Origin of the sequence: Brevundimonas sp., assembly GCF_036676055.1 — a bacterium.
Classification (GTDB): Bacteria; Pseudomonadota; Alphaproteobacteria; order Caulobacterales; family Caulobacteraceae; genus Brevundimonas.
In genome coordinates, this window is sequence record NZ_JAKFDS010000061.1 from 1 (window position 1) to 7,351 (window position 7,351).

Genomic DNA, 7,351 nt, shown 5'->3' on the forward strand with positions numbered 1-7,351 from the left:
CGGGACGTTCTGGAAATAGTTGGTGCGGTCGGTGTTGGTGGTGCCGTTCTGGTCCGTGGCGCCCAGCAGCTCCGTGCCCTTGAAGAAGTCGGTGTTGTAGTTCTCGGACCCGTTGAACATCAGGTGTTCGAACAGATGGGCGAAGCCCGACCGGCCCTCCGGCTCGTTCTTGGAGCCGACATGGTACCAGATGTTCACCGCCACGATCGGGGCCTTGTGGTCCTCGTGGACGATGACCGTCAGGCCGTTGTCGAGCGTGAATTTGGTGAAGGGGATGTCGACGTCCGGAAGCGGCGCCAGCTGCTCCCGCGACTGCGGCGCGGCCGCGGCGGCGGGCGAAACCGCGAGGTCGACCGCCGGGGCCTGGGCGTGGACGGCGGTCGCCAGGAGCACGGCCGAGGCCACGCCTCCCAGCAGGGCGAAACGGGCGCTGCGCATGGAATACTCCCCCTGATTGAGCGGCGCGCGAGTGCGCCTCCCCTATAGTGGTAACCACCGATCACTGGCTTGCAAGGCGGTAATTCCGCTCCGCTCTCGCAGGCGTCGGAAACGGTCTCGCCGATGCGAAGGGGCGCGGCACGGTCATGCGCGGAAAGCGGTCAGGAGCGGAACTTACGCAGCGTCACCGGAAATTATTGCACTGCACACGAAATGAATTGCCTGCTGCGCCGCAATAGAGTCCTATCCCTATCCGCGGCTCGAACGCGGTTCGGGCCGGGATCTCTCACCTTCCCAGCCGGACGCCGCGCATGCCTCGACTCCTCGCCTCCCTGCTGACGCTCGGCCCCGGCCTGCTGCTCGCCGCCCCGGCCCGGGCCGCCGTCCCCCTGCTGGCGCACCAGGCGCCGCTGGCGCTGAACGACGCGGCCGCGGCCTGGATCCTGACCTCGACGGCCCTCGTCCTGCTGATGACCCTCCCCGGGCTGGCCTTGTTCTACGGCGGCATGGTCCGGCGCAAGAACGTCATCTCCACCATCGCCCATTCGACCGCCGCCTTCGCCATCGTCACCGTGCTCTGGTTCGCCGTCGGCTACAGCCTGTCGTTCGGCGCCGGCGGCGCGGCGACCAACGGGTTCATCGGCGGGCTGCAGACGGCCTTCCTGAACGGCGTCACCCCCGCAACGGCGCACGGCCTCGCGCCCGGCCTGCCCGAGTTCCTGTGGATCGCCTACCAGCTGACCTTCGCCATCATCACCCCCGCCCTGATCGCGGGCGCCTTCGCCGAGCGGATCAAATTCTCGGCCTCCATCCTGTTCTTCTTCCTGTGGCACCTGCTGGTCTACGTCCCGATTTGCCACCAGGTCTGGGGCGGCGGCTGGATCGGGGCGCTCGGCGTGCTCGATTTCGCGGGCGGGGCGGTGGTCCACGTCAACGCCGGCGTCGCCGGCCTGGTGGTCGCCCTGGTGCTCGGCCCGCGGCACGGCTTCGGTCGCGACAACATGGCCCCGCACAACCTCGCCTTCACGGCCATCGGGGCGGGCCTGCTGCTGGTCGGCTGGCTCGGGTTCAACGCCGGCTCGGCATGGGCGGCGGACGGGATCGCCGCGGTCGCCGCCTTCAACACCCTTCTCGCCGCCGCCGCCGCCGCGATCGGCTGGACCGCCGTCGAGTGGATCGATCACCGGCGGCCGACCCTGCTCGGCCTGCTGTCCGGCCTCGTCGCCGGCCTGGTCGGGATCACCCCGGCCGCGGGTCTGGTCGACCCGAGGGGCGCCTTCATCATCGGCCTGGTCTCCGGTCCGGCCTGCTACGCCGGCGCCGTCTGGCTGAAACGGGCGCTGAAGTACGATGACACCCTCGACGCCTTCGGACTGCACGGCGTGGGCGGCATCGTCGGCGCCCTGCTGACCGGCGTCTTCGCCACCGCCGCCATCAATCCGGCGGGCGGGAACGCCAGCCTCCTGAACCAGACCATCGGTCTGCTGGCCGTCATCGCCTGGAGCGGAATCGGCAGCTACCTGATCCTGATGGTGTGCAAATTCACCACCGGCCTGCGGGTGCCGAAGGACGAGGAGATCGAGGGCCTCGACTACACCCAGCACGGCGAGACCATTCACCCATAGAAAACGGGGGCCCGCGATCACAGGCCCCCGTCGGAAGTCTTTCAGTTCTGGACGATCAGCGCGCGCTGGCGTCGCCGCTGGTGGCCGCCGAAGGCGCGGCCGGCGTGGCCTGGGTCGTGGACTGACCCGCGGCGCCGGTGTCCGGAACGCCGCCGGTGGCGCCGCCGGCGTCGGCCGCGGCGGTTTCCGCGCCCGGAGCCGGGGCTTCCGCCTCGCCCCCGGCCGGAGCGGCCGCGCCCGGCTGACGGGCCGGATCCGGCGCCGGAATGGCGTAGCCGCCCGAGCCCTGCGAACGCAGCCAGGCGATCAGATTGACGCGGGTCGGGGTGTCGCGGATGCCGGCGAAGGACATCTTGGTGCCCGGGACGTGGCGGCCCGGCGCGGTCAGGAACTGGTCCAGCTGGTCATAGGTCCAGGTCGGCGCCTCGGCCTTGTGAGCGATCATGGCCTCGGAATAGGCGAAGCCCGCCGAGTGCGTGACCGGGCCGCCCACCACGCCGTACAGATTCGGGCCGGTGCCGTTGGCGCCGCCGGCGGTGGCCGTGTGGCAAGCCTGGCAGCGCGCGAAGGCGGCCTCGCCGGCGCCCAGATCGGCGGTCGGCAGCAGCGTGCCCCAATCGGGCGGCAGCACCGCCTCGGCGGCCCCGCCGCCTGCGGCCTCTTCCGGCGCATCGACGAAATAGCCCATCTTTTCAGGGGCCTCGGTGTGGTAGATCGCGCCAGTGACCTGCTGCACGCCGATGACGACAAAGGCGGTCGCCAAGGCGGCGCCCATAATCTTGTTCCACTTCAGATCGCCGCTCATCGCGTCGTCGCATCCCGTTCTTGAGGCCCGGCCACAGGGCGCGGCCGGGCGAATTCTTGCGTGGCCGTCTCTTACACGCTAGCGCGACCTTCGCAACCGGCCCGGGCCGCCCTTGTGGGCGTCGGGGCGTCGCAGGCAGGAAAGCCACGATGAACCCCCTCGTCCTGATCCCCGCGCGCATGGCCGCCACGCGGCTTCCCGGCAAGCCGCTGGCCGATATCGGCGGCCAGCCGATGATCGTCCGGGCCTGGCGGCAGGCGGCGGAGTCCGGCCTCCCCGTCGCCGTGGCCGCGGGCGATCCCGAGATCGTCGCCGCCATCGAGGCCGCGGGCGGGGTCGCCGTCCTGACCGACCCGGACCTGCCCTCGGGCTCCGACCGGATCCGCGCCGCCCTCGACGCCCTCGACCCCGAGGGCCGGCACGACGCCGTCATCAACCTCCAGGGCGACATGCCCTTCGCCGATCCCGGCCTCGCCCTGGCCTGCGCCGCCCTGCTGCATGGCGAGCCCGCCTGCGACATCGCCACCCTGGTCGCGCCGGAGTCCGATCTGTCCGACCGGACCAATCCTGACGTGGTCAAGGCCGTGCTGGCCATCCCCGAGGGCGAGCGCCACGGCCGCGCCCTCTATTTCACCCGCTCGACCCTGTACGGCGACGGCCCCGTCTGGCGCCATATCGGCCTCTACGGCTACCGCCGCGCCGCCCTCGAACGCTTCTGCGCCGCCCCGCCCTCGCCGCTGGAGCGCCGCGAAAAACTGGAACAGCTCCGCGCCCTCGAACTCGGCCTGCAGATCTGGGCCGCCGTCATCGACGAGGCTCCGCTGTCGGTGGATAGTCCCGCCGATCTGGAAGCGGCGCGGGCGATGACCTGAGGAGGCGCAGGGTGATCGTCAACTTTCGTCAGTTGCGCCCGCGCGTCCCGGTCCCCACGCTGCGACAGCCCGTCGGCCCGCTTTGCTGGAACCGGCGTTCAATGACACCATCCGGCCGCTTTCAAAGGAGCGCCCCATGATCAAGACCTTCGCGGCTGCGGCCCTCGCCTTCGCCGGGCTCGTCGGTCCGGCCGCCGCCCAGAATGCGAGAGGCCCGGCCCTCGTCGCCGTCCAACTGGATGCCGTGATCACCGAAATGGGGCTGACGCCCGGAGCCCGCGTCACGGGCCGGCTGGCCCATGGACGCTCGCAACTCGCGAATATCGAGGCGCCCGGCGGCCAAGTCTATTTCCTCGGAGTCTGCGACGAGAACTGCCGCGACTTCGACCTCATCGTCCGCGATTCCTCGGGCCGCGAGCTTGGCAGGGACGATGAGCCGAACGACGCCACATACGTCAGCCTCGAGGGCGCGACGGCGGGCCTCTATACGCTGGAAGTGTCGATGGCCGATTGCACCGGCGAGTGCCATTGGGGCGTCGGCGTCTTCCGCTAGACCTCGAACCCGTCCACCCACGCCTGCAGCAGGGTCCGCGCGATGGCGATCCGCGGCGGGGCCTTGATCGTCGGATGGGTCCCCGCCAGACAGGCCCGCGCCTCGTCCCGCGTCAGCCACGCCACCGCCTCCAGCTCGGTCTGATCCGGCGCCGCGTCCCCCGAATCGACCTCGCAGACCAGGCCGATCATCAGTTGCGACGGGAACGGCCATGGCTGGCTGGAGTGATAGCGAACCGCCGTCACCGTCAGCCCCGCCTCCTCCTCGATTTCGCGGGCGCAGGCCTCCTCGATGGTCTCCCCCGGCTCGAGGAAGCCCGCCAGCGCTGACATCCGCCCCTCGGGCCAGCTCGCCTGCCGCCCCAGCAGGCAGCGCGGCTCATCCCCGCCGCGATAGACGGCCAGCATGATGGTCACCGGATCGACGCGCGGGAAATGCTCGGTCGAACAGGCCGGGCAGACCCGCTTCCAGCCGCCGCAGGCGTCCTCGCTCAAGGTCCCGCAGGCGGCGCAGAAGCCGTGTCGCCGGCGCCAGTCGAACAGCGACTTGGCCGCCCCCGCCATGGCCGCGTCCGGTCCGGACAGCAGCGCCGCCGCCGCCCGCATCTCGTGGAACTCCCCCACGCCCCGCAGCGGCCCCGCCGTCGGATCGACCGAGCCCTCGACCTCGACCGCGAACACCGGCGCCCCCTTCCACAGGCCGAGGAACAGCTCCCGGTCCGGGACCACCGCCCGCGCATGCGCCATCGGCAGCCAGACCAGCCCCGGCTCACCCTGCGCCTCCAGCAGCGGCCGCCCCTCCCACAGCACCAGCGCCAGCGCCTCCGGATCGGCCGCCTGCTGCGCCAGCCAGTCGGGATCGTTGCGCCGGTCCCCCGCCCGATCGAGCGGATTGCCGGCGAAGGTGTTCAGGGCGGGAAGGGGCATGGCGCCTGTCTAGCAAGGCGCCGCTTGCATCGGCGAGCCGGAATCGTCATATCCCCGCTCGGAGATCGCGGGCGAAGGCTTCGCCAACCTGGTCAGGGCCGGAAGGCAGCAGCCACAACGAATTCCCCTTCGGGTCGCGGTCTCCACCTTCCCTGCATCTGAAGTCGTCAGTCGGCGCGCAAGATCGCCAGCATGAGCCCGCTCATTCCGTCCTCGGGGATCAGGGCCGCCACAAAGACCTTCTTCTCACGCGCCAGGCGCGGCAGTTCGTCCTCAGCAAGACTCATCAAGGCCGCCTCCGACCGGAAACCCGCGCCGTTCCGGGAGAACACCCATGCCTCTGCTCCGTCCAGCATGGTGGACTCGATGCCCAACCAGTCCTGCAGGCGGCTTCGCAGCGTTGCGGCATCGCTGGCCTCCGACATCACCACGCAGGCGTCCATCCGCACGCCCGGGACGCCGAAAATCTCCTCGCCGCGTCCCCAGCCCGTCAGCAGCATCTCGACGTCCCTCACCGATTTGTCGGTCAGGGTCGCGGGATCGGCGCTCAGGTAGAGAACCGGGTCCTGGAGGTTGTCTTCGCCGAGATCCATGTCCTCGACCGACAGGGGAGTCCAGCCATCAGCCTTGGCCAACGCGCCCGCGACCTGCAGGTCGAGATTGGTGTTGAGGCACATGTCGACCCAGCTCTGGAACGGCTCGGCCGCGGCTGCGGAGGCCGAGACCCACAGGGCGCAGGCGGCCCCCGCGATGATCCGTCGAGACATAGGCCACTCCCCCGCGCTCCGATCGAGCGTTTGCAACCGTAACACGCGCGAAAACCGCCGCAAGGCGACCACCCGCCTCCCGATGGAACCTCGCGCCCGACTGGCCGCTAGTTTGGCTCAACCATCAGGACCGATCCCATGAGCATTCTCGGCAACATTCTCGGCAAGATCTTCAAGCGCAAGCCCGAGGTGGTCGCGCCCACCGCCGCCCCCGCGCCGTCGACCACGGCCGCGCCCCAGGCCGCTCCGGCCCAGCCCGTCGACGTCGCCGCCGTCCTCGACTCCATGAACGACCTGCGCTCCGACAAGCTGAACTGGCGCACCTCCATCGTCGACCTGATGAAGCTGACCGGCATGGACAGTTCCCTGGCCGAGCGGAAAGAGCTGGCCGGAGAGCTGGGCTACACCGGCGACACCTCCGACACGGCGACCATGAACATCTGGCTGCACAGGCAGGTGATGCAGAAGATCCGCGACAACGGCGGCCGGATTCCCGACCTGACCGACTGATCCACACCGTCATCCCCGCGAAAGCGGTTCGTCATCCCCGCGAAAGCGGGGACCCGGCGCGAGAGGGGGGTGCGCGCGCTCCGCCTCTCGCGCTAAGACGGAGCCATGAGCGACGTCGATCCGAGTCTCGAAGGCCCTCCGTGGGAGGAGGACGCGCCCGAAGTCGAGGAGCGCGATCCCAACACCGACGACATGTTCGGCGCGCCCGAGCCCGCCGGCATGCGCGAGGCCGAGGCCGCCTCGGCGCCGGAAGCCGCCGCCCCCGAGCCCGCCCCCGCTCCGAAGGCCGCGAAAGCCGCGCCGCCCGCCGACGATGGCCCCGCCGCCCACGCCGACGATGGCGAGGCCTACACCGTCCTCGCCCGCAAATACCGGCCGCGCACCTTCGAGGACCTGATCGGCCAGGAGGCCATGGTCCGCACCCTGACCAACGCCTTCGCCACCGGCCGCATCGCCCACGCCTTCATGCTCACCGGCGTCCGCGGCGTCGGCAAGACCACCACCGCCCGCCTGCTGGCCCGCGCCCTCAACAACGAGACCGACGTCATCGACCGCCCCTCGCTGGAGCTGACCGCCCACGGCCGGCACGACGCCGCCATCATGGCCGGCCAGCACATGGACGTGGTCGAGATGGACGCCGCCTCGCACACCGGCATCGACGGCATCCGCGACATCATCGAGAGCGTCCGCTACGCACCCGTCGAGGCGCGCTACAAGGTCTATGTCCTCGACGAAGTGCACATGCTGTCGAACCAGGCCTTCAACGCCCTGCTGAAGACCCTGGAAGAGCCGCCGACCCACGCCAAATTCATCTTCGCCACCACCGAGATCCGCAAGGTGCCGGTGACCATCCTA

9 protein-coding genes and 1 other RNA gene are annotated in these 7,351 nt (G+C 70.3%); 6 read left to right on the plus strand and 4 right to left on the minus strand.

The window, feature by feature from the left end; genetic code table 11:
• Positions 1–438: M16 family metallopeptidase (locus V6M45_RS10950; RefSeq protein ID WP_332656352.1), on the minus strand; the 438-nt coding region annotated here is incomplete at its 3' end.
• A 311-nt stretch (positions 439–749) separates the two neighbouring features.
• On the opposite strand from V6M45_RS10950, the gene V6M45_RS10955 reads away from it, so the two are divergent.
• Positions 750–2,063, plus strand: a complete 1,314-nt coding sequence (locus tag V6M45_RS10955) for an ammonium transporter (protein WP_332656354.1) — start codon at positions 750–752, stop codon at positions 2,061–2,063.
• Between the two features lie 55 nt (positions 2,064–2,118).
• Here V6M45_RS10955 and V6M45_RS10960 read toward each other — a convergent pair whose 3' ends face one another.
• Entirely contained in the window at positions 2,119–2,868 is a 750-nt protein-coding gene (locus V6M45_RS10960; protein ID WP_332656356.1) for a c-type cytochrome, read from the minus strand.
• A 149-nt stretch (positions 2,869–3,017) separates the two neighbouring features.
• Here V6M45_RS10960 and V6M45_RS10965 point away from each other — a divergent pair, with 149 nt between their 5' ends.
• Complete coding sequence (locus tag V6M45_RS10965) at positions 3,018–3,740, plus strand: 3-deoxy-manno-octulosonate cytidylyltransferase (RefSeq protein ID WP_332656358.1); 723 nt, start codon at positions 3,018–3,020, stop codon at positions 3,738–3,740.
• Positions 3,741–3,876: 136 nt separating this feature from the next.
• Positions 3,877–4,293, plus strand: coding sequence for a hypothetical protein (locus tag V6M45_RS10970; RefSeq protein WP_332656360.1), 417 nt, complete (start codon positions 3,877–3,879; stop codon positions 4,291–4,293).
• Here the strand turns inward: V6M45_RS10970 and nudC are convergent.
• Positions 4,290–5,219 carry an NAD(+) diphosphatase gene (gene nudC, locus V6M45_RS10975; protein WP_332656362.1) on the minus strand — a complete coding sequence of 310 codons (930 nt, stop codon included), beginning with the start codon at positions 5,217–5,219 and terminating at the stop codon, positions 4,290–4,292. The genes V6M45_RS10970 and nudC overlap by 4 nt on opposite strands.
• Positions 5,220–5,276: 57 nt before the next feature.
• Here nudC and ffs point away from each other — a divergent pair.
• Positions 5,277–5,370: signal recognition particle sRNA small type (gene ffs, locus V6M45_RS10980), an RNA gene on the plus strand.
• A gap of 16 nt (positions 5,371–5,386) precedes the next feature.
• Here ffs and V6M45_RS10985 read toward each other — a convergent pair.
• Positions 5,387–5,986 (minus strand): hypothetical protein, encoded by a 600-nt coding sequence (locus V6M45_RS10985; protein WP_332656364.1) that lies wholly within the window; start codon positions 5,984–5,986, stop codon positions 5,387–5,389.
• 138 nt (positions 5,987–6,124) lie between these two features.
• On the opposite strand from V6M45_RS10985, the gene V6M45_RS10990 reads away from it, so the two are divergent.
• Together V6M45_RS10990 and dnaX are read left to right on the plus strand one after the other, a co-directional pair.
• A complete protein-coding gene (locus V6M45_RS10990) occupies positions 6,125–6,496 on the plus strand; it encodes a DUF3597 domain-containing protein (protein WP_332656366.1) in 372 nt (123 codons plus the stop codon).
• A gap of 105 nt (positions 6,497–6,601) precedes the next feature.
• A partial coding sequence (dnaX, locus tag V6M45_RS10995) for a DNA polymerase III subunit gamma/tau (RefSeq protein ID WP_332656367.1) occupies positions 6,602–7,351 on the plus strand: 750 nt, incomplete at its 3' end.

Coding starts and splice junctions, on each gene's coding strand:
- V6M45_RS10955 (WP_332656354.1), top strand. CDS start 750: ATGCCTCGACTCCTCGCCTCCCTGCTGACGCTCGGCCCCGGCCTGCTG.
- V6M45_RS10960 (WP_332656356.1), bottom strand. CDS start 2,868: ATGAGCGGCGATCTGAAGTGGAACAAGATTATGGGCGCCGCCTTGGCG.
- V6M45_RS10965 (WP_332656358.1), top strand. CDS start 3,018: ATGAACCCCCTCGTCCTGATCCCCGCGCGCATGGCCGCCACGCGGCTT.
- V6M45_RS10970 (WP_332656360.1), top strand. CDS start 3,877: ATGATCAAGACCTTCGCGGCTGCGGCCCTCGCCTTCGCCGGGCTCGTC.
- nudC (WP_332656362.1), bottom strand. CDS start 5,219: ATGCCCCTTCCCGCCCTGAACACCTTCGCCGGCAATCCGCTCGATCGG.
- V6M45_RS10985 (WP_332656364.1), bottom strand. CDS start 5,986: ATGTCTCGACGGATCATCGCGGGGGCCGCCTGCGCCCTGTGGGTCTCG.
- V6M45_RS10990 (WP_332656366.1), top strand. CDS start 6,125: ATGAGCATTCTCGGCAACATTCTCGGCAAGATCTTCAAGCGCAAGCCC.